Genomic DNA, 20,465 nt, shown 5'->3' on the forward strand with positions numbered 1-20,465 from the left:
CGGCTTTTTTTTGTCCCTTTTTGTCTGTCTATGAAAATATAAGTCTATCAGGATGAAGTTTTTTCTGATATTATGGAAGCAATTAGTAAATTGTGTTGGTTTTGTCGTTGCTGTTGCTGCAGATTGTGTCAATTCCTCGCGCATACCGGTGCTCATCCGGTAAATAACGAGAATGGTAGGGATTCCATAATGAAGAAAATCGGTTTTTTGATGATGTTGACGTTTTTTCTGCTGGCTTTTCCCGGGATGAGCCAAGCCGCTTCGGGCGGCACGCATATTTTTCTGGATGGGGTCGAATTGGAGCAGCCGTCTCAGGCGCAGGCTGGAAATGTGAAGGGAAATGTCATGGTTCCGCTCCGCGTAATTATTGAGAGCCTTGGATACGATGTGAATTGGGAGCAAAAAACAGGGATCGTAACGATCCGTCAGGGCGACAAGAATTTACAATTGACCGTGGGCAGCAGCAAGGCGAGTGTTGACGGCAAGGACGTAAATTTGTCCGCTCCTCCACTCCTTCAAAATAATTCAACGATGGTACCGCTGCGGTTTGTAGGCGAACAAACCGGACTTAAAGTCAGTTGGGACAATGAAACGAAATCCGCCTATCTCTACAGCCCGGATGGGGGAGCTGCTGGCGCAGTAGTCCCAGGCAGAGGTAGTTCTTCACCGGAAAATGAATCCGGCGAGGTTTCGCAACCGGATGAAGTAGGTACCGGAGAAGATGATACTTACATACCCGGAACCTCCAATGGAACGGATAATACTGCTGTGACAGATATTGGCTACATAAATGGAATCAGTTTCAGTGAAAATCGGCTCATGATCGCAGCGTCTCGCGGGGTAGAAGCGAATGTGTTTACCATGAGCGCTCCGAATCGGCTTGTTGTCGATATCCCGAACGTTGCCTTTGCCGACACTTTCAAAGATAATCATCAACTGGACAGCACACTTAGAGGGCAATTTGCCGTTACGGATTACCCCGATGTGTCCCAGATCCGCTATTCTCTGTTCAGCAGTACTCCTTCAACGGTACGGATCGTAGTGGATTTGAACCAGGCCAGCCAATTTCAGGTTACAAACGCCGGGGATGGATTAGTGATTGTCGATTTGGCGGCAACTTCATCCAACCCGGTCGCACAGCCAGGCAGCAACGGGAAGCCGCTTGTCGTCATTGACGCAGGTCATGGAGGCAGTGCGCCGGGAGCAATCAGCATTACCAACAAGAAGGAAAAAGACTTCACGCTTGCGGTATCCTTGAAAGTGGAGCAATTGCTTCAGCAGGAAGCGGGGCTCGACTATGTGCTTACCCGCACTACCGATGCCACGCTGTCTTTGCAGGATCGCGCCAAGATGGCTAATGATTTGAATGCGACCGTATTCGTATCCATCCATGGTAACAGCGTCGATTCGAAGACAAGCCCAAGTGGCACGGAAACTTACTATTCGCGGGATGACAGCATTCCGTTTGCCAATGTGATGCATAAACACCTGGTCGAAGCTACGGGACTGCCGGATCGTAAAGTCCGTTCCAAAAGCTTGCATGTAACGCGTGAAACGAAAATGCCGGCTGTTTTGCTTGAGGTAGGATATCTTAAGCACAAAACGGACGAATCTCTCATGTATTCGGAAGATTTCCAGCAGCGTGTCGCTGCAAGCATTGTAGCGGGGATTAAGGAATATTTGGGCATTTGATTTACGCACTAAATCATAGGAAGTGTTCGAATAGGAGGTAAAGGCATGAAAAAAATAGGAGTAGCCGGACTTCTCTTGCTTTTATTGATTGTTGCGGCGGGATGTGGACAAAAACCGCAAGTTGCATCGGGCGGCGACGAGCCGAACCAGGACACCCAGATTACGGTTCCTGCCACCGTAAATGCAAGCGGCGGGAACGATAGTAAACAAGGGGCGTCAGGAAACGCCGAAGGAACATCATCGGAACCGGAAGTCCAGACCCCGGAGGCGATTACGAAAAAGATTGAAGTCTTCTATACGGATGACCAGGTGATGGACCTTAAAAAAGTGGACCGGGACATTACATACACCGAGGATCTCCTGAAATACAAAGAAGCTTTCAAGGCGCTTCAAACCGCTGACCCGGGATACATCTCGTTATGGGAAAAAGTAATTTTGAATTCCGTTCAATTTGCGGAAGGTGAGGTGGCCATCGACATCACGCTGCCAGATGAAGCAAGATTTGGGGCCGGAGGAGAATCGCTGGCGATCGATGCTATTAAGCAGACCTATTTTCAGTTTGATGAAGTGAAGACATTGGAATTGACGGTTGATGGAGAAAAACTGGATTCCCTGATGGGACATGTGGATCTTGAGCATCCGTTCAAAAAATAATTGACAAGAGAGCTCCGGATGAATTCCGGGACTCTCTTTTTTTGGTAAGAAAAATAGCATTATATCGCAACTTTTGCGGATTTTGGGCGTCTAATATGTCGTCTGGTGGTGCCTGGGATTCTAGGCTTTTCACCCGGTCATCATGAGGCAAAATCTAAGGATGGTAGGGGTGACGGATGAAAAAAATAGGTTTTACAATGTTTTTGTTTTTTGCCATGTTCATGTTTGTTTTTCCGCAATGGGGACAAGCTGCCGCGGGAGGGACCAGCATTTATCTCGATGGTAAAGCGCTGGAAATGACTAAAAACGGCCAAGTCCAAAACGTAAATGGAAATGTGATGATTCCAATTCGTGTCGTCGTGGAGGAGCTGGGTTTTGACGTCGACTGGGATAAAGAGACGCGCACGATAACCATACAGCAGTCCAATACAGAATTGAAATTGGTCGTGGGACAGAGCACGGCTACGGTAAACGGCACAAAGGTCAAGCTTGCTGTCGCACCGAAATTAATCAACGACACCACCATTGTTCCGCTTCGCTTTGTCGGGGAGCAAATGGGACTAAAGGTCAGCTGGAACAATGAAGAGAAGTCTGCACACCTCATTACCCCGAATTCCGGCAGCGGAAACGGTACAGGCGCCGGTGAAAACGCGGGAAGCGGTAGCGAAGGGAAAGAACCTGGACAAGTCCCCGATACATCGGCCAATCTGGCGAATGTCGGAGGCATCAGCTTCAGTGACAACCGGCTTATGATCGCGGTCGACAAAAATGTGAAGCCAAGCATTTTCACGATGAGCGGACCGGACCGGATCGTCATCGATTTGCCGGAAACGAAATTTGCGGACAGCTTCTCGACAGGTCAAATGCTGGATGCAACGCAGAACGGTTATATTGACTTGACCGATTATCCGGACGTGTCCAAGGTGCGTTATGCGCTGTTTAGCGACAAGCCTTCAACCATCCGGGTTGTTATGGATATGAATCATGCGAAAAATTATGAGCTGATCAACAACAACGATGGCCTGATCATCTTAAATCTGAATACCGATGCTTCGACTCCGGGCACGGCTCCCGGCGGGAACGGCAAGAAGCTGGTCGTCATCGACGCCGGTCACGGCGGCAGCGACCCTGGCGCAATCAGCGTTACGAAGAAGAAGGAAAAGGATTTCAACCTCGCAGTCGTATTAAAGGTTCAGGAATTGTTGAAGCAAGAATCCGATATTGATTTTGTGCTGACCCGCAGCAGTGACACCTATCCGACTTTGCAGGACCGGGTAAAGATCGCGAATGATCTGAAAGCGGATATGTTCATTTCGGTTCATGCGAACGCCGGCAGTGCTACCGCGAGCGGTGTAGAAACCTATTACACCCGGGCGGATAGTCTATCCTTGGCCAAAGTCATGCACAAATATCTTGTTGAATCTTCCGGGCTCAGCGATCGGGGCGTACGCTCCAAAAGTCTGCACGTGACGCGGGAGACCAAAATGCCTGCCGTACTGTTGGAATGCGGCTATCTTAGCAACAAGAACGATAACGCCAAGCTGTATACGGAAGATTTTCAGAACCGGGTGGCAGAGGGAATTGTTAAAGGAATTAAAGAATACCTCGGCGTAAACTGACCGCATTCGGTTAAGGAGGAAGCGACAATGAACAGAAAACTATATATTACCGGGATGCTCGTTCTCCTACTCGCTTTGAGTACCGGGTGCGGGCAAAAGCCTGGAGCCGCTCCGGCTGACAGTACGGCCAGCGGAGCTGCCGCGAACAGTACGGAGACGAATCAGGGCGGGACTTCAGATCCGGTTACTCCCGGATCATCGGGTGTACAGACACCGGGTCAAGCTTCGGGTGGTCAAACTTCTGAAGAGCAATCGATAAAGAAAACGATCGATTCGTACTTCACGGATGATCAGTTGCTCGAGCTGAAGAAGGTGTCCGCAGAGATCACGTACAAGGAAGAGCAAGACAAGTATTTGGCGGCTCTGAAAACTTTAAAAGAGAGCGGAAGTTCGGATTTGATCCCTTTGTGGGGTAAAGTCGAGTTTCACACAGCCAAGGTCGAGAATGGAGAACTGACGATCGACATTACGCTTCCGGATGAAGCCCGTTTGGGTGCCGGGGGCGAAGTGTTAGCCCTGGACGCGTTGAAACAGACGATGTTTCAGTTCCAGGAAGTGAAGTCGATTGAGCTGCTAGTTGACGGGAAGCAAGTTGAGACCTTGATGGGTCATGAAGAGCTTGAACATCCGATGACAAGAAATTAGTCGATTTTAAAGGAACCGGGGGGCCGGCCGTCGAACATGGTAAAGTGAACATTTTTTAAAAGGGGAGAATGTAATGTCATCTTATAAACGCACTTTTAGACGAAGCACCAAGAAGGCAGTAACCACCATGCTTGTGACGGCAATGTGCCTTAGCGGAGGAGCGGCCGCATTCGCGGATCAGGCTGCCGGATCGGCAACGACTACGCAAGCTGCTACCGCTTCCTTGATTTTTAGCGATGTGAAAGACGGATTTTGGGCGGAAAAGCATATATACAAGTTGGCTGCCGAAGGGATTATTCTTGGTGACGCCGGGAAGTTTCGTCCGGGCGACAGCGTAACCCAACAGGAAGCAATTACGATGGCGATCCGCTTTATGAATCTGGAATCCAAGCTCGGCGACGGAACGGGTGCTCCTTCGGACATGAAGGTAGGCAATTATTTCAAGCCTTATCTGGAACTTGCGGTTCAGCAGAAGCTGATCGATAAAACAGAGGAAGTTAAGGCAACGGGAGCCAAAGAATCCTGGGGCGAGAAAAAAGCGTCTCGGGAGTGGGTAGCAAAAATTCTGGTGCGTGCGCTGGGTAAAGATGCCGAAGCGAAAGCAGCGGCCGGAGCAGCTACCGGTTTTGCCGACCAGTCCAGTATTACGGCGTCTGCCCGCGGTTATGTCAATGTTGCAGTGCAGCTTGAGCTGACCAAAGGGGTAGAGGGGAACAAGTTTGATCCGCTAGGCAAGGTGACGCGGGCACAACTCGCAACATTCTTCAGCCGCGGCGGCGAATATGTCACCCCGGGATATGACACCGTCTATGAAGGTATCGTAACGGAACTGACGGACAACAAACTTACGCTGTATACGGACGGCAAGATGAAGAGCTTTACACTCGATAGCCGCTCTGTGTATTTTACGAAAGATTCCGAATCCAAGAGCTCCAAAAATCAACTTCAGCTGTACACGAAAGTTCTCGCAGTAGATAAAGTCGGGTCAGCGGCTTATGTGGAAGTCCGGGATGCAAAACAGCAGCTGGAGCAGACAGAAGGAACGTTGCTTAAGAAACTGTCTGGCAACCGTTTGCTGATGCTCGTTAACAACGATTCCGTCACTTATACTTACGACGCTAACACAAGCTTTATCGATCAAAACGGGAACCCGATCAGCATTGACAGCCTGACGGAAGACAGCACGGTTGTCGTACAACGGGAAACGTTCAGCGCCGAGAAGAAGCCGGTGATCGTTCAGGTGAAATCCGCGATCGTCAACAAATCCGGTAACGGTACGATCGATAACGTGAGCCTGACGGACAAGACGGTTCGGATTAAGGATGCTTCAGGAAATTTGGAAACCTTCAAATACGACGAGAGTTCCATTTTCCTGTATCAAAACGTACTGCTGAACAATGCGGGGGAAATCCAAACGGGGGCGTCCGTAAAGTATACGGTAGAGAACAGCAGAGTTACCCGGCTTGAAATAACCCAGGGGATGGAACGGACCGTGACCGGAACCTTGCTGAGCATTGAAGGAAGCAAACTGCTGAGCTTTACGAATTCGGCAGGCAAGGCGGAAATTAAAACTCTTGCGGACAAGCCGACCATTGTAATCAGCGGCATTGCCGATCCGGCATTGACTGATCTGATCGCGGATGTGAACGGCGGCGACAAAGTGGAGCTAACGCTGAGCCCTGACGATCAAATTACCAAAATCGTCGTCACCGGTCGTCAGTCGGAGCAGCTTAACGACCTGTCCGTCGTGAAGTATGAAGCAAAATATAAAGCATTGATGGTTGTCGATTCGGCGAAGAAGGTTCACGCGTTTACGTTGGATGACAAGACAAAAGTCGAGTACAATTCAACGACGCCAACACTGTCAGGGGCGGAGTCCTTGTTGTCCGAAGGCAGAAAAATCAGCGTAACGCATATCGGAGACCGGGTATTATCCCTACAAGTTGTTTATAAATACGAAGGAACCTTCTTGTCGGCGGATACGACCGCCAAGAAAATTTCCATCCTGTTGCCATCCGGCAAAACAGCGACCGTCGCCTATCAAGGATCTGCACCATCCATTGAAATTTATGGAAAGAGCAGTGCAACGCTTGCTGATATCAAAGTCGGCGAGCCGGTAACCGCTATTTTATCCGCGAATCAGGACGTCCTGCAAACATTGGCCGTGAAGACGGCGGTTCAATTCCAGGTCGTTTCGGTGAATAACACAAACAGCCGGATTCGTGCGACGGCGAACGGCATCTCGAATGATTTCTATGTCGATCAAGCGACATTGCTTGCGGACAATGGAAGTGCAATCAAAGTATCTGACATCCAAGCGGGTCAAACGATCAATGTTGTTTTTAACGGCCGGACTGCAAGCTCGCTGCAAATCGTCAAGCTGACGCTGGGTAAAGTGTTGAACGTGGACGCATCGAACTTGATCGTGAAGTCCTTTACCGGGGCTCAGGAGACGTTCTCTTTAAGTAAAGGAGTCAAGGTCGTACGTGGTACTTCGGTCAGCACCGGCATCACTAGCTTGACGACGTCGGACCATGTCGAAGTCCGTAAGGATACCGATGGCTCGGTGGTCATCCAGGTACTGACTCCGCTAGAGCGGAAATTATCGCGTTATGACGGGGTAAGCAAAGAAATTATCGTCTTCAGATCCAATCTGACCGACAACAATTATCGCTTTGTTGTGACACCGGAAACATATATTCACCAAGGTGACACGACATTATCCGTGCAATCCCTCCAAGAAAATGATAAAATTGTTCTGTATTTCAATGGCGACAAGCTGGTTGAAGTAGAAAAACAATAATCGTTTTCGTGAGAATAACCGTCTTGATGCGGGATATTTCCCGCTCAAGGCGGTTTTTTTGAACGTCTGGGCTAAGCGTTCTATGGGCGAAGTTGGATGAAGCTAGGGACAGAGGAGCGGAGCGTAGGAGGAGCCTACGTGAGCACCGGAGGGCCCGGCTGAATGCAAGATTCGATGTCGAGTATGCTTCAAAGCTACACATCGTGATCAAAAGAGTAATTATTAATTACCCGAATGAAGAAGGATTAATAATTAGGCTTTTCAGCACCGAGAAGGTTGGATGAAGCTAGGGACAGAGGAGCGGAGCGTAGGAGAAGCCTACGTGAGCACCGGAGGGCCCGGCTGAATGCAAGATTCGATGTCGAGTATGCTTCAAAGCTACACATCGTGATCAAAAGAGTAATTATTAATTACCCGAATGAAGAAGGATTAATAATTAGGCTTTTCAGCACCGAGAAGGTTGGATGAAGCTAGGGACAGAGGAGCGGAGCGTAGGAGAAGCCTACGTGAGCACCGGAGGGCCCGGCTGAATGCAAGATTCGATGTCGAGTATGCTTCAAAGCTACACATCGTGATCAAAAGAGTAATTATTAATTACCTCTAGGGGGTGGAGGAATGAATGCTGCTGGGGTGCGCCATATCCTGGACACCATCGCCGCCATGTTTCCTGACGCGCATTGCGAGCTGGATCACAGCAACGCTTTCGAATTAACGATCGCGGTATTGTTGTCGGCGCAGTGCACCGATGCGACGGTAAACAAAGTCACGGTGGATTTGTTCCAAAAATACAAAACACCCGAAGACTACATCTCCGTCCCGCTGGAAGAACTCGAACAGGATATTCGCAGAATCGGACTGTTCCGCAGCAAGGCCAAGCATATTCAGAACCTGTGCCGCATTTTGATTGAGCAGTACGGTGGAGATGTGCCGAGTGAGCACGATAAGCTGGTGACACTGCCGGGCGTTGGGAGAAAAACCGCTAATGTGGTGGTTTCCAATGCATTTGGAGTGCCTGCCATCGCGGTCGATACACATGTAGAGCGAGTCAGCAAGCGGCTCGGGCTGGCGAATTGGAACGATTCGGTGCTGGAAGTCGAAAAGAAATTGATGAAGCGCGTGCCACGGGAAGAGTGGACACTTACGCATCATCGGCTGATTTTTTTCGGCAGGTACCACTGCAAAGCCCAAAATCCGAACTGCCAGATTTGTCCCTTGCTCGATGTGTGCAGAGAAGGCAAAAAACGTATGAAAAGGTCACAAGTCAGTAAAAATAGAGAAGAGTGACAAAAACAAAAAAGACAACGATAGTAGAGGATGAGAACCCATGAAATGCATTTCCGTTTATACAGACAATTTTGAATTGTTTTCCGATGTATTTGAAAAAGTAATTGAAATCGATTTGCAGGAAAATGACGAGCGCGAACTGGAAGGCGTAACGGTCAGCGACTCCGGCGAAGTGCCGAAGCATTATATTGAGCGCATGTCGGTAAAACCTGAAGTGGTTGTAATGAGAGACCGTAGCAAAGGGATTACGATTTTGCAACACGGTAAAGTGTTTGAAATCTTGATTCCGTCCGAAGTGGATGAAGTAGAAGCTGCTTCTTTGTAATAAAATAGATGAGTATATTCGGCTGTCGGAAGAAGCTTTCCGGCAGCCGTTTTTTTGTCCAATTACTTAAAAGCAGGAATGCTGGAATAGTGGAAGGTAAAATGCAAATGCTGAGTGAACTGGTACTCGAGTAACTGGATGTCCACCTGGGACGGATTTTTGGAGAGATTTGTTTTTAAAAGGGTGGACACTGCTCTCCGGGGGAGATATATGGTACCAATCGTAGAAAACATATATATAGTATTCAAGATTGATAATGAATGCAAAATATTGATTTTATAGCTACTCGGTGAAAGTTGCCCTGTTTGTCCACTTTTGGGTGGACATTTTGGTGCGTTTGTTCGCAATAGGCGTACATTTTATCGATATGCAGGAAGCAGAAACTGAAATGTTTAGAATTAATCACAATTTTAAAGAATTAGTCGGGAAAGCTTCCATGTCCTTAATGGGTAGGGTAAAATGTATGTGTTTATGCAATCATGACGAATCGGACTTTCGTGCTTTAAGTCAAGCTTAAGGCGGGAAGAAGGAGTGTTAATGGTGGAAACGGTTACGTGGAGAACTGATATCAATTTGGATGAACAACTTGTTACGTTGGAAGAATGGTATGCTTCACATGGAGATGCCACTGTTAAACGGGAAGTCCGTGATTTGCGCGAAAAATGGTCAGCAGGTAAATTGACGCTGTCGTTTTGCGGTCATTTTTCTGCGGGGAAATCCAGCTTGATCAATACTTTGTGCGGAAAACCGGTGCTTCCATCAGGACCGATCCCGACGACGGCCAATATTGCAGCACTTCATAACGGCCCGCCAAAGGCGATTTTGACACCGGTAGACCCCTTGAATGGTAACGGGGAACGGTCAAAGATGTTTGAAGTTACACTGGATTCGCTGGATGAATATTGCCGGGATGGCACTTCCTATGAGATGGTTTCGATTTGGAACGATATCGCTCTTTTGGGGGACCATGGCGTACTGCTGGATACGCCTGGAGTGGATTCAGGGGATGCGGCACATGCTATGGCGACAAATTCCGCATTGCATTTGGGGGATGTCGTTTTTTATGTAATGGATTATAACCACGTGCTTTCCGAAAATAATCTATCCTTTGCAAGGCGGCTTGCGGACTGGGGAAAACCGCTTTATCTGGTTGTTAATCAGATCGATAAACACCGGGAGAGGGAACTGAAGTTTGAGAGCTACCGCGCTTCGGTGGAACAGGCTTTTGAACTGTGGAATATTGTTACAGCCGGTGTGTTCTACATTTCGCTGAAAGAACCTGAGCATCCATTAAATATGCTATCTATGCTGAAACAAACGATACAATCCCTCTTAAATTGCCCGCAGGGGCTTCTGGAGTATAGTATTACATGCTCGCTTCATCACGGTGGCGGGGAGTTCCTGGAACGCTGCAAGGCGGCGGAAGAGGAGGAACGGGAGCAGTTGCTGGCCGAAGCCGGCGGTGAGGAGCAGGTTGAATCATTGCAAAATGAGCTTCTTGCCCTTGAATGCGAGTTGGAAAGTAGCCGGAACGAAAAGGAATCTTTGCGCGGTGAATGGATCGGGGAACTGGATTCCCTCCTGAGCAGCGCTTATTTAATGACGCCGGGGCTTCGGGATGCCGCAGGGCTTTATCTGGAAAGCCGGCAGGCCGGATTCAAGACGGGACTGCTGTTTCAACGCGGCAAAACGGAACGGGAACAGCAGCGGCGCAGCGATGATTTCTTAGCGAAGCTGAAAGAACAGGTGAACGCCCAGGTGGACTGGCATGTCCGAGACTTGCTCCGCAAGTTCGGCCGCAGCCATGAGCTCTGGGATCCGGCTTGGGAAAGCCGGATGGAGAAGGAGCTCCCTCAGGCGGAGGAAGCTTGGATCAGCGGACCGGCCAGAGAAGGCGCGGTTGTTTCCGGCGAGTATACGCTTCACTATACCGCCGATGTCGCGGCCGGTATTGCCGGCCGGTACCGCCGCGCAGCCCTCGTCCTTGTGGACGGGCTGCTGGACGCCCTCGCGCCGCGCCTGGCGGCGGCGCAGGGTGAACTCGCCGCGCAACGCGAGGCCTTGCTCGCGCAGTCCGCGGCCGCGATGCGGCTGCAGGCGCAGCGCGCTGCCGCGAATGAGCGCGCCGAGCAGCTGCATGCGCTGCTCGGCCCCCCGGCGTCCCTCCCTCCCGGCCTTCTGCCGGAGGTGAGGGACGTTCCGGCGGCGCGGCCGCCTGCGCAGCAGGCGCCGTCGCCGGCAGCACAGGCGCGCGCGGAAGCGTCCGCGCCGCAAACGGCGTCCGCGCACGCGACGGACGCCGCCGCCAATGCCGCCGCTGCGGGCGGAACGCCCCGGGCGGCTATGGCGCCGCCGGCCGCAGCCGCAGGCCGGCAGCGGCTCACGGCAGCCGCCACGGCGCTGGATGCCGCGGCGGAGGCGCTGGCTCCGTACCCGGCCTTCGGGTCCGGGGTACGGGAGCTGCGCGCCCGCGCGGCCTACCTGCGGGGCGGCCGCTTTACGGTCGCGCTGTTCGGGGCGTTCAGCGCGGGCAAGTCCTCCTTCGCCAACGCGCTGCTCGGCGCGCCGGTACTGCCGGTATCGCCGCATCCGACAACGGCGGCGATCAACCGCATCCTTGCTCCCGAAGACGGTATGGAGCACGGTCAAGCGAAAATCATCTTCAAGTCGCCTGAGGCGATGCATGAAGACCTTGCGCACTCCTTCGAGGCGCTGCAGCTCGGGCCCTGGAAGGAACGGAACTGGCGGGATGCCGTGCATAAGCTGCGGGCGGTGGATGTTCCCAGCACGGGACGACCCCACTACAGCTTTTTGAAGGCGGCCGCCTCAGGATGGGACGAAATCGCGCCTTTGCTTGGTACAAGCAAGATAACCGGACTGGAGGAATTCGCCTCCTATGTGGCTGAGGAACAAAAAGCTTGTTTTGTCGAACAGATGGATCTTTATTACGCCTGTCCGCTTACCGAGCAAGGCATCGTGATTGTGGATACGCCGGGGGCGGATTCGATTCATGCCCGCCATACCGGCGTGACGTTTCAGTATATGAAGAACAGTGATGCATTGTTGTACGTCACTTACTATAATCATGCGTTTTCCCGGGCCGATCGTCAGTTTCTGGCTCATCTCGGACGAGTAAAAGGGAGCTTTGCGCTCGATAAGATGTTTTTTATCGTTAATGCCGCCGATTTGGCTTCTACTCCGGAGGAATTGGCATCGGTCGTGGAGTACGTGAGTGATGGACTGCGGGGAGCGGGCATCGAGCAACCGCAAATTTATGCCGTTTCCAGCCATGCGGCACTCTCGGCCAAGACTTCGGCGGATGGCGAACCCTATGCAGAATCCGGATTCGCCGCATTCGAAAGACGGTTCTTCGATTTTATCGGCAAAGAGCTCACAGGGCTTGCGGTCGGCGCCGCCGGACGTGAACTGCAAATCGTGATGGATCGGGCACGGGAATGGGGCGGTACGCTGGCACAGAGCCGCGAAGAGCGGGAACGTAAGTTAGTCATCCTTCAGGAAGACAGGCAGAAACTTACCGGCTTGCTGCAAAATTTGGCGGAGCGAGACCAGAGCATTACTTTGCGGCAGGAAACGGAGGAACTGCTTTTTCATGTCCGCAACCGGCTTCGGTTATCTGCGGGAGATATGTTCCATGAATTTTTCCATCCGACCCTGCTGCAGGAAGACGGCGGCAATCTTAGAGTGAAATTCGCGTCTTCTTTCCGCGGATGGTTAAGCCAATTGTCGGTCGAACTCGAACGTGAGCTTCAGGCGACTACATTAAGGCTGGAGAAGAAGAGCGATAAGTTGGTGGCATTGGAGTTTGCAGAATGGTACGAAAAAGTAAAAGGGGTATTAAAGAACGCTCCGCTTTTTACTCTGGATACTTTTTCTTTTGCGTGGACTAACCCTGAAATCCCGGAAGGAACGCTGCAACAGCGTCTGCGTGTCGAAGATTACGCATCCTATTTTAAAAGTCCGAAAGCTTTTTTTGAGGGAGGCGGCAAACAAAAACTTCGCGAAGTCCTCTCGGAACCGATCGAAAAGATCCTGAAAGAGGCGACGGAGGAAGCCGGACAGGAACTTGCAAGGTTTTACTGCTCGGAAACCGCACGGCGTTTCTCCGATTTGGCCTCCCGGTATGAGGCGGAATGGAAGGAATGGGAGTCGGCCATAGCCCAACTTGCGGCGGTTCCGGAAAATACCGATCAGGAAGATGAAACACAGTGGAATGCGGTAATCAGTGTCTTAAATTCATTAGTTTCGGTTTTCGGTGACTAAAGTCACAGTTTCGAAAATTGTAACTTTTTGTCGAAATGTACCGAAGTTTAAATTTGGACTATTGCATTATTGTCAATTAAACATGAAAATAGATGTAGAACTATGTAAAATCAAGGGGGATATCGGAACTCATGTGGGGTGCTCCTGTATCAGAACGCGCCAAGAGTATCATGCTGCTTGGCGGTGGGGAACTGGGCAAGGAAGTCATCATTGAAGCGCAGCGTCTCGGTCTCCGAACCATTGTTGCCGACCGGTATGAGCATGCACCGGCGATGGGCGTGGCTCATGAAGCTTATTGCCTGGACATGCTTGACGGGGAAGCTTTGAAGGCGCTGATTGTCCGGGTTTCTCCGGATCTCATCGTACCCGAAATCGAAGCGATCGCTACAAAGGTACTGGTAGAATTGGAACAGGAGGGCTTTACGGTTATTCCTACGGCAAGAGCCGCTCTTCTAACCATGGACCGTGAAGGGATCCGACGGCTCGCGGCCGAAGAACTGGGTCTTCCGACTGCCGCCTATCGATTTGCGGACAGTCTGGAAGAATTGGAAGCCGCCGTGGCGGAAATCGGCGTTCCTTGCGTAATCAAGCCGTTGATGAGTTCATCCGGCAAAGGGCAAAGCGTCTGCAGCAGGCAGGAAGAGGCTGCCGATTGCTGGAACCTGGCTTTGGAAGGAGCCCGCGCCAAGAAAATGCGGGTGATCGTAGAAGCCTTTGTCCCGTTTACGAGCGAGATTACGCTCCTTACCGTGCGGTCTTCTTCAGGTACGGTCTTTTGCCCTCCGATCGGCCATATCCAGCAAGACGGGGATTACGTGGAATCGTGGCAGCCCCATCCTTTGGGTGAGGATCAACTGAACGAGGCCCAGGCCATCGCTTTGAAGATTACCGACTCACTCGGCGGTTACGGATTATTCGGTGTGGAATTGTTTGTAACATCGGACGGGATCGTCTTTAGCGAAGTGTCGCCAAGACCCCATGACACGGGGATGGTGACGATGGTGAGCCAGGATTTATCGGAATTCGCTCTGCATGTCCGGGCTATTCTGGGATTTCCGATTCCGTCGGTAGAACTCTTGACGCCCGGAGCTTCGGCTACATTAAAAGCCGATCGTGAAGGAGAAGATTTTATGATCGGCGGGATCGATGAAGCGCTCAGCCTGCCAAGAACGCAGGTCCGTGTCTTTGGCAAACCGTTGTCCAAACCGGGCAGACGGATGGCTGTCGCACTTAGCAGCGCAGATGATGTAGAAACAGCCCGCAGCCGCGCCAAACAAGCGGCGAGTCTATTAAAGGTGGAGTGGTCCAATTGAGTATTCAGGTTTGTGCTCCGGCATTGGTGATCCGCAGATGTTGCAGTGAAGATGTGCATGCTATGCTTCCGTTGATGCGTCAGCTTCGCTATCCGACTACGCCAAGTGTACTGAAGGAACGTCTTTCCATGCTGGAAGGCCACGATCAATTATGCAGTTTGGTGGCGGAAGTCGACGGCGTTGTGATTGGAACGATCTTTCTGAAGCAGCATCAGACGCATGATATGGCAAAGCCTGTTACTCGCATTACGGCAATGGTCGTTGACGAGAAGCACAGAGGAAACGGGATCGGCAAACGCCTGCTCCTTGAGGCGGAATCCTGGGGAAGACGGCGCAGCAGTTCACAGATGTTTGTTTCCGTAGCCGGAGATAACAATTTGACTTCCAAATCGTTTTATGAATATTCCGGATTTACCTGCGCAGGCTATCGCTTAAGCAAGGACCTTTAATCTAGCCCGAAAAAAGCTGTGGAATCAGGCGGACGCCTTGACTCCACAGCTTTTTTTGCTACCTGCTTTTTTTGACGGGAATCCAGATTTGACTTCTGAAAGCGGGATCGGCCAAGTCTTTATGCTCATTCCAAAGTATCTCGGGCCCCTCGGTGGTTTCATAGCCGGTGGAAGGAAACCATTCGGAATAAATCCGTCCCCATACATCCTGCAGAGCTGACGGAAAAGACCCCACCGCCTCAAAAACGGCCCATGTTAATGCGGGAACTTCCAAGGAAACGAAATCGTCCGGACACTCTTGGGTCGTTGCCACGCCGATATAATGATCAAGCTCGCCCTTTTCCTCCATACGCCCTTCCGAAAAATTCGCGGAACCGCTGATCAGGCCAAATGGCTCCACATTACTTAACTGTTTTAGCCTGCCGATTTTCTCCTCGTTTAACCTTTCCCACATCGATGTGATATGGGGATTGGCTCCTTCGAAGACGATAGGAACTCTCTCCATAATTCCCACAATGCGAAAGGCATCCTTCTCCACAACCCGATAATTCATTTCGCTTCCTCCTTTGATCGTTAACTGGAAGGTTAATTGCGGATAAGCTTTAAGCAACGAACCGTTATCTCTGGCTTCGGAAGGATTGACTCCATGCAATCCGGTAAAAGCTCTTGTAAAAGAATCAGGCGAACTGTAGCCATACTTGACCGCCACGTCGATGATTCTTTGACCGCTGTTTCTCAGTTCCAGTGCCGCGAGCGTGAGCCGCCTGCGGCGGATATATTCCGATAACGGAATTCCGGCCAGGAAGGAGAACATTCTTTTAAAATGATATTCCGAGCAGCAAGCGATCCTTGCCACTTCCGACATATCGATGTCATCGCTCAGATGCTCTTCAAGATAGTTCATGGCACGGTTCATATTTTTCAGCAAATCCATGTTGTTAACCTCCTCTGATTCCAAGTCTAACTGAAATGTTTTCCGGTCTTCCGACTTTTCGTGCACCATATTGCAGGATCGATGGCTGCGGCAAAAAAAGACCGTTAAGCAATATAAAACTGCATAACGGTCTTCTTGTATTCGAGGGGGGGGTCAATTAGCTGCATATACGGAGCGTTGCTCCAGAGCTGCCGCGCTGGTAAGATGGCAATAATTGCGCCGGTATATTTCCATTTCGCCACGGAAGATGAGTTTCAGGAGGGAGCAAGTGGAAAAATCGTCGGGCGTCGTTAGGCCTGCGGATTTGTCCAGCAGCTTGACACCCGCATTTTGAAATACGCTGCTGACAAACTGGGAGCAGAAATAGGAGTTCTCTCCGCCGAGTTCCATGTTCAGGACGATTCCGAGGATCCCGAGGAAATTATAACTGTAGAGATCCCGGTTCTCTTCGAATTGCCGGACGTAAGCGCGCATTTCGTTGTAAGTAGCCTCGTTTACGGTGTAACTGTAGACCGCGCAGGTGGCTCGCTCGAATACGCGGGCATGGATATTCTCTTTTACGAAACCGCCGAATATAGGAAGCATCGGGTGTTTTCGCCCAAAGCTGTAAACTTCGCAGAGCTGGGAATCAAACGCTATCGACGCATGGTTATAGGGGGCTTTCGTATATAAGCCGATCATTTTCGCAACAACCGTATTGGGATTACTAAGAAGAATAAAAATTTGTTTGTTATTTTTCATGATTATTCAACCGCCATTAAATTATTGGTTATTTGGTTATGTATACCATTTGTACTCTTTCATTTGATATTAACATGGTACGGCCTTTCCGGGAATACCGAAACGGACCGAAGGCGGAAATAATACTGGACTAAGGTCGTGGCTACTCTTGGAAACGCCGGTTTCATCACATTTACAAAACACCGACGATAAGATAAAATCGGGGGGAAATCAAGGATATACTATGATATGCAACGTTAATGGGAAGAGGATGGTCTTCAATGTACAAGCTGATTTTGGCCGATGATGAGGAAGACGTAAGGGAAGGGCTGCTTCAGTTAATTGATTGGGAAACTCTTGGCATGGTCGTTGCCGACACGGCGGAGAACGGGAAAGAAGCGATGGAAATGGTGGAGAAGCATCTGCCCGACATCGTCGTGACGGATATCCAGATGCCTTTCATGAGCGGTTTGCAGCTCTCGGAATGGATTCGGAAATCCTATCCGGATACGAAAATCATTATTTTGACCGGATATGAAGAATTCGAATATGCCCAAAAGGCGATCCGGCTCGGCATTGACGAATATGTGCTCAAACCGTTTTCCGCAGGCGAGCTTGCCGTCGTGTTAAGAAAGGTCAAGGAACAGATTGATGAGGAAAGGGCAGAACGGGAAAATGTCCAGTTGTTGAGTGAACATTACCGGAAGAACCTCCCGATCTTGCAAAGTTTGTTTCTCTCTTCGCTGGTTTCTCGGCGGCTGCCAAGACAGGAAATTCGTGACAAGAGCCGACAATACGAGCTGGAACTTGAAGGTGAAGGCTATCTGGTATCGGTGCTGCGGATTGATCCCCTAGGGGCAAGTAGGGATGATGGACTCTTAACCGTGCAGGCCGGTTACTCCCCGTCTCTGAAAGAAACGAACGACACCCAACTTCAGCTGTTCGCCGTGTTCAACATCGCTGACGAACTGATCAGCCGGACATTGTCGGACCAGGTGTTCATTCACCACGACGAAGTCGTGCTGCTCCACATTTTTGATAGCGCTGACAATGAACGCATGACAGGCCGTATCCTCGATTTGCTGGAGGAAGTTCGCATAAGTGTGGAACGGTATTTGAAACTGACGGTTACGATTGGGGCAGGATCCGCCATTTGTGATCTCGGCGACGTGTTCTCCTCCTATCAGGAAGCGCAGCGGGCGCTGGATTACAGATTGATCCTCGGCAGCAACAAAGTAATCTGGATTAATGATGTGGAGTCCCGACAGATCGTCCCGATCGTTTTTGACGAAGTGAAAGAGAAGGAATTAATCCGATGCCTTAAGGTCGGTAGCGACCTGGAACTTGAGGAACTGTTGGACGAGCAGTTTAGCGGTTTGTTGGACAGCCGGATTTCGTATCAGGATTTCCAGGTTTATTTGCTGATGATGCTCACCGCTGTCATCAAGGCGTCACAGGATGTCCATGCCGATATGGATAAACTGTTCGGCGACGGATCGGCCTTTCTTGGGCAACTCTCCAAATTGTCGCAGGCGAGTGAGGCGAAGTCCTGGTTTACCGGGATCTGTCTTCAACTGAAGCACTCCATTGCGAGCGACCGGCAAAGCAGCTACAACAAGCTGGTGGAAGAGGCCAAGGACTATATTCAACAACATTTCGGGGAACCGGATATCTCGATCAATAGAGTGTGCAAACAGCTTCATATCAGCACCGGTTATTTTAGCAATATATTTAAAAAAGAGACCAAAATGACGTTCGTCAATTATTTGATGGGCGTGCGGATGGAGGCGGCTCAGCATCTGCTTCGGACCACGGATTTGAAAGCGTTTGAAATCGCGGATCGGATCGGATTTGGCGATCCCAATTATTTCAGCTTTTGTTTCCGCAAAAAATTCGGCATTTCACCCAAAGAATACCGGGGCGGGGCAAGCACGATATGAAATGGGCGCGGGCAGCATCGCGGTTTTTCAGAAGTTTTCATGTCCGGAAAATTCAAGTGCTTATCTCTTTGTCTTCGGTCACGATTACCATTTTAGCGGTCCTACTGGTCAGCATGCTGCTGTTCAATCGTTTCTCCAAAGCGGCGGAGGAAAACGCTTATTTGAATTTGGGCCAGATCATCGAGCAGGTGAATGCCAATCTGGAGCTGTATGTTAGCGGGATGCAGGACATTTTTGATGTAGCCCAGGAGCAAATTAACGCGGCCTCGGACATTCCCGATGACCGGCAGCTTGGAGAACAGCTCGGGACCATTTTGAATACGCGGAAGGATCTGGTTTCGATCGCGCTGTTTACCAAAGGAGGCAATCTGGTCCGCGGAGTACCGGACCTGCCGATGCGGCAAAATACGAAGCTTACCGAACAATTGTGGTTTGAATCGGCAATTCAAAACCCGGGCACGCTGCAGTTTACCCCGCCGCATATTCAAAATCTGTTTAAGTCGGATTACCGCTGGGTCGTTTCAATGAGCAAAAATATCATCTACCGCGACGATTCAAAGGTTAAACAAGGCGTGCTCGTTATGGACATTAATTTTCGTACGATAGACGAGCTAAGTCAAAGGGTCGGCCTCGGCAAAAAAGGTTATGTGTATATCATCGATAGCGTCGGAAATATCGTATATCACCCGCAGCAGCAATTGATTTATGCCGGACTCAAGTATGAGAATCTGGAGCCGGTGCTGAATTACGCTTACGGCAGCTATTTGGATGATTCCGAAGGAGAACAAAGGCTCATAACAATTCAGACGGTGAAACCGGCGGGCTGGAAAATCGTCGGTGTGGCTTATGCAGACGAGTTTCTGACCACGAAAAAAGAGCTGGGCGGCTTTTTGTACGTCTTTCTGTTGGCGGCGATTTTCGTCATTTTGATTATCAATTTGTACGTCTCGGCCAAAATATCGCAACCGATCCGTCGTCTGGAACGTTCCGTCCAGATGGTGGAGAAGGGTGATTTCGGCACCAATGTGCATGTCGGCGGCGCGTACGAGGTGGAGCAGTTGTCAAAGCGGTTCAATCTGATGCTGCGGCGTATCCGGGAACTGATGGATCAGATCATTCAGGAGCAGGAGGCCAAGCGCAAAAGCGAACTCAATGTGCTGCAATCCCAGATCAATCCGCATTTTCTTTACAATACGCTGAATTCGGTTACCCGAATGGCCGAACTGGGCCGGAATGAGGAAGTCGTCACGACGATCACTTCACTGTCCCGCTTTTTCCGTATCAGCCTAAGCAAAGGAAATCATATTATTCCGCTGGAAGACGAACTGGAGCATGTCCGTCATTATCTCATCATCCAGACGATCCGGTTCAAAAATAAATTCCGTTATGAAATCCATGCGGAACAAGAGACGCTGGATTGTTTAACTTTGAAGCTCATCTTGCAGCCGCTGGTCGAGAATGCGATCCATCATGGTATTGAAAAATCGGCCGAGGAAGGGTTTATAGGAGTATATGCCCGGATTACCGAAGAGCATCTGGAAATCGTAATCAAAGATAACGGGATCGGGATGACACGGGAAACGGTAAACAAGCTGATAGCCGGAAAACTTCGCAACGAAGGCGGCCCGGGTTCGGGTTCTGGCTCGGGCGTCGGCGTGAACAACGTCCAGGAACGCATATCGCTGTACTACGGCAAATCCTACGGGCTGCAATATGAGAGCGAGCCGGAAGAGGGAACGACGGTAACGATTAAACTGCCGGTCGTCAAACCGGATATCCCAAAGAAAGAAGGGGATCAATGATGAG

General features: G+C 50.4%; 14 protein-coding genes. 12 read left to right on the forward strand and 2 right to left on the reverse strand.

Features of this window, described 5'->3' with window-relative positions; all coding sequences use genetic code 11:
• Nucleotides 1–189: 189 nt before the first annotated feature.
• The 10 genes from ACLB09_RS04000 (at nt 190) to ACLB09_RS04045 (ending at nt 15,065) form a co-directional block, all read left to right on the forward strand.
• Nucleotides 190–1,692 carry an N-acetylmuramoyl-L-alanine amidase gene (locus ACLB09_RS04000; RefSeq protein ID WP_410768453.1) on the forward strand — a complete coding sequence of 501 codons (1,503 nt, stop codon included), beginning with the start codon at nt 190–192 and terminating at the stop codon, nt 1,690–1,692.
• Between the two features lie 45 nt (nt 1,693–1,737).
• Nucleotides 1,738–2,346: a GerMN domain-containing protein gene (locus ACLB09_RS04005; protein WP_410768454.1), complete on the forward strand. Its 609-nt coding sequence runs from the start codon at nt 1,738–1,740 to the stop codon at nt 2,344–2,346.
• A 176-nt stretch (nt 2,347–2,522) separates the two neighbouring features.
• Entirely contained in the window at nt 2,523–3,965 is a 1,443-nt protein-coding gene (locus ACLB09_RS04010; RefSeq protein ID WP_410768455.1) for an N-acetylmuramoyl-L-alanine amidase, read from the forward strand.
• 27 nt (nt 3,966–3,992) lie between these two features.
• Nucleotides 3,993–4,610, forward strand: coding sequence for a GerMN domain-containing protein (locus tag ACLB09_RS04015; protein WP_410768456.1), 618 nt, complete (start codon nt 3,993–3,995; stop codon nt 4,608–4,610).
• Between the two features lie 73 nt (nt 4,611–4,683).
• A complete protein-coding gene (locus tag ACLB09_RS04020; protein ID WP_410768457.1) occupies nt 4,684–7,413 on the forward strand; it encodes an S-layer homology domain-containing protein in 2,730 nt (909 codons plus the stop codon).
• A gap of 615 nt (nt 7,414–8,028) precedes the next feature.
• Nucleotides 8,029–8,697 carry an endonuclease III gene (nth, locus tag ACLB09_RS04025; protein ID WP_410768458.1) on the forward strand — a complete coding sequence of 223 codons (669 nt, stop codon included), beginning with the start codon at nt 8,029–8,031 and terminating at the stop codon, nt 8,695–8,697.
• Nucleotides 8,698–8,737: 40 nt separating this feature from the next.
• Nucleotides 8,738–9,022, forward strand: coding sequence for an NAD/NADP transhydrogenase alpha subunit (locus ACLB09_RS04030; RefSeq protein WP_410768459.1), 285 nt, complete (start codon nt 8,738–8,740; stop codon nt 9,020–9,022).
• Between the two features lie 537 nt (nt 9,023–9,559).
• Nucleotides 9,560–13,303 (forward strand): dynamin family protein, encoded by a 3,744-nt coding sequence (locus ACLB09_RS04035; RefSeq protein ID WP_410768460.1) that lies wholly within the window; start codon nt 9,560–9,562, stop codon nt 13,301–13,303.
• 131 nt (nt 13,304–13,434) lie between these two features.
• Complete coding sequence (gene purT / locus ACLB09_RS04040; RefSeq protein ID WP_410768461.1) at nt 13,435–14,616, forward strand: formate-dependent phosphoribosylglycinamide formyltransferase; 1,182 nt, start codon at nt 13,435–13,437, stop codon at nt 14,614–14,616.
• On the forward strand, nt 14,613–15,065 hold the full coding sequence (locus ACLB09_RS04045) for a GNAT family N-acetyltransferase (RefSeq protein ID WP_410768462.1): 453 nt from the start codon (nt 14,613–14,615) through the stop codon (nt 15,063–15,065). The genes purT and ACLB09_RS04045 overlap by 4 nt, the downstream gene beginning before the upstream one ends.
• A 58-nt stretch (nt 15,066–15,123) precedes the next feature.
• Here ACLB09_RS04045 and ACLB09_RS04050 read toward each other — a convergent pair whose 3' ends face one another.
• On the reverse strand, nt 15,124–15,999 hold the full coding sequence (locus ACLB09_RS04050) for an AraC family transcriptional regulator (RefSeq protein ID WP_410768463.1): 876 nt from the start codon (nt 15,997–15,999) through the stop codon (nt 15,124–15,126).
• A 153-nt stretch (nt 16,000–16,152) separates the two neighbouring features.
• Nucleotides 16,153–16,740: a hypothetical protein gene (locus tag ACLB09_RS04055; protein ID WP_410768464.1), complete on the reverse strand. Its 588-nt coding sequence runs from the start codon at nt 16,738–16,740 to the stop codon at nt 16,153–16,155.
• 260 nt (nt 16,741–17,000) lie between these two features.
• On the opposite strand from ACLB09_RS04055, the gene ACLB09_RS04060 reads away from it, so the two are divergent.
• Together ACLB09_RS04060 and ACLB09_RS04065 are read left to right on the forward strand one after the other, a co-directional pair.
• On the forward strand, nt 17,001–18,659 hold the full coding sequence (locus ACLB09_RS04060) for a response regulator (RefSeq protein ID WP_410768465.1): 1,659 nt from the start codon (nt 17,001–17,003) through the stop codon (nt 18,657–18,659).
• A complete protein-coding gene (locus ACLB09_RS04065; protein WP_410768466.1) occupies nt 18,656–20,461 on the forward strand; it encodes a histidine kinase in 1,806 nt (601 codons plus the stop codon). The genes ACLB09_RS04060 and ACLB09_RS04065 overlap by 4 nt, the downstream gene beginning before the upstream one ends.
• Nucleotides 20,462–20,465: the final 4 nt, after the last annotated feature.

Origin of the sequence: Fontibacillus forbon (assembly GCF_046559655.1) — a bacterium.
GTDB lineage: Bacteria > Bacillota > Bacilli > Paenibacillales > Paenibacillaceae > Fontibacillus.